The following is a 1,841-nucleotide window of genomic DNA, read 5'->3' on the forward strand; positions in this document are numbered from 1 at the left end:
AACCCCGACACGCCTTCCAGTTCGCTGAGTGTGGTGCGTGAACCAGGTCGAAGTTCGGTGGTGACGATCAAAGCCTCGAGGCTGTCATACGCCTGCTGAGACAGACTTCTTCCCTGCAATCGCCGCTCCTTCTCGCACTCCCGCGCTGGACCACACGGTTCTCGTTATTGCGGCAGACCGGCTTTACAGCCAAGCGCCGAAACGGTACTCAAACTGAAATTTCACAGAAAATAACATTTGGAGGGAGGGCAGAGAATGGCAACATCGACGCTGCCGCATGCCAAGCCGCAAGGCCGACGCAGATGGATGATCGCGACGCTTCTCGGGCTTGGTGTCATCGTCAATTACTTCGACCGCGTCATCCTGACCGTCGCGGCGCCCTCCATTCAACAGGATTTCGGCATCGACAGCCTGACGATCGGTTTCCTGCTCGGGGCCTTTGGCTGGACCTATGGGCCGCTGCAGATTCCGGTCGGTCTGCTGCTGGATCGCTACGGCGTGCGCCGTATCATGCTCGTTAGCATCGTGCTGTGGGGTATCGCCTCCCTCGTCACCAGTGCGGCAATCGGGGTGGGCACGATGTTTGTCGCCCGGATGCTGCTCGGTGTTGCAGAAGCACCGGCATTTCCCGCCAATGCCAAGGCGGTCGGCTACTGGTTTCCCCGGACCGAGCGTAGTTTCGCCACTTCCCTGTTCGACGCAGCCGCGAAATTCTCCAACGTCATCGCGATCCCGATCGTCGCGCTGCTCGTCGTCCATCTTGGCTGGCGCGGTGCGTTCGTCGCCACCGGTTTCCTGTCGATCGTCTACTTTTTTGTGTTCAAGCGCCTTTACCGCGAGCCCCTCCAAGATCCGCATCTGACCGCCGAGGAGCGCGAGTATATCGTTGCGGGCGGTGCGACGGAGGAAGGCGTGGCACGCAGCGGCGGCCTTTCCCTGCTGGGTTACCTCCTCGGGACCCGCAAGGTCTGGGGACTCAGCATCGGGTTCGCCTGCTACGGCTATGCCTTCGCCTTCTTCATCTTCTGGTTGCCCGGTTACCTCGTGCAGGAAATGAAGATGGACCTTCTGCGCTCGGCGGGCTTCACAGTCATTCCCTGGCTCTTTGCAACCGTCTCAGACCTATTCGTGGGGGGCTGGCTGATCGATCGTCTCGTCCAGCGTGGCTATGACGAAACCCGCGTGCGCAAATCGATCATCGTCGCCGGTATGGTGACGGGCCTCGCCATCATCGGCGCGGGACTGACCCATGACCCCTATTGGGCGATCACCTGGATCACGATCTCGCTGAGCGGTTTGGCCGCGGCAGCGCCGGCAAGCTGGTCGCTGCCGTCGCTGATCGCGCCCAAGGGCGGCGCGGGCACGATCGGGGGTATCATGAACTTCATGAACAGCCTGACCGGCATCGCGGCGCCGGCCGCAACCGGCTTCATCGTTGCGACGACCGGCACCTTCAGCGGCGCCTTCATTTTGGCCGGACTCGTTCTCGCCATCGGCATCTTCTTCTTCACCGTCGTCATGGGCCGGATCACACAGATCCCGGACCCCCTCCTCCACACCGCCTGATCCAGGACCCGTCAAACCATGAAAATCACAAACGCCAAGGTCTTCGTCTGTTCGCCCGGCCGCAATTTTGTCACGCTCAAGATCGAGACGGATGCAGGCATCTATGGCATCGGCGATGCGACCGTGAATGGGCGCGAACTGTCGGTCGCGTCCTACCTCAACGACCATCTCGTACCTGCCCTGATCGGCCGCGACGCCTCGGCGATCGAGGATACGTGGCAGTATTTCTATCGCGGCGCCTATTGGCGTCGCGGGCCCATCACCATGGCTGCGAT

At 61.3% G+C, this 1,841-nt stretch carries 1 protein-coding gene and 1 pseudogene; both read left to right on the top strand.

What is annotated here, in order from left to right:
* Positions 1–255 precede the first annotated feature (255 nt).
* The gene (locus J4O76_RS23320; protein WP_426284549.1) at positions 256–1,566 is read left to right on the top strand and encodes an MFS transporter; all 1,311 of its coding nucleotides are present in this window, start codon (positions 256–258) and stop codon (positions 1,564–1,566) included.
* 18 nt (positions 1,567–1,584) lie between these two features.
* Positions 1,585–1,841: pseudogene (locus tag J4O76_RS23325) on the top strand (bifunctional D-altronate/D-mannonate dehydratase); the annotation flags it as partial.

The sequence above is a fragment of the Sphingomonas sp. NFX23 genome, from assembly GCF_049887795.1.
GTDB lineage: Bacteria > Pseudomonadota > Alphaproteobacteria > Sphingomonadales > Sphingomonadaceae > Sphingomonas.

Bases quoted from the DNA above. Each gene is read 5' to 3' on its own strand.
- J4O76_RS23320 (WP_426284549.1), top strand. From the start codon at position 256: ATGGCAACATCGACGCTGCCGCATGCCAAGCCGCAAGGCCGACGCAGA.